Consider the following 390-nt stretch of genomic DNA (forward strand, 5'->3'; position numbering starts at 1 on the left):
GCGGGCGCCGGTCGCGTCGGCGGCACCCAGCGCGACCACCGGCGGGGTCCGCCCGGCGGCCAGTGCGGGGGACAGCGCGGCCAGCACCGTCACGACGACGGCGAGCAGCACGCAGCCTGCGAGCCGTCCCCACGGCACCACGAGCTCCGGGACCTCCGTCCCGGTCGCGCCCACCACGGCCGACACCGCCCACCCCCCGGCGACGGCGAGGGCCGCTCCCCCGGCCCCGGCGACGACACCGGTCAGCACCGCCTCGGCCAGCACCGAGCGCGCCACCTGCCCGCGGCTCGCCCCGACGCACCGCAGCAGCGCCAGCTCCCGGGTACGGCGGGCCAGCACGATCCGGAACGTGGAGGCCACGACCACCGCCGCGGCGACCAGCGCGAGCCC

General features: G+C 80.5%; 1 protein-coding gene. It reads right to left on the reverse strand.

Annotated elements, in window-relative coordinates; genetic code table 11:
- On the reverse strand, positions 1 to 390 hold a 390-nt coding region (locus GTW08_RS14840), incomplete at both ends, for an FtsX-like permease family protein (RefSeq protein WP_161152085.1).

Source organism: Pseudonocardia sp. SID8383, assembly GCF_009864975.1.
GTDB classification, from domain to species: domain Bacteria; phylum Actinomycetota; class Actinomycetes; order Mycobacteriales; family Pseudonocardiaceae; genus Pseudonocardia; species Pseudonocardia alni.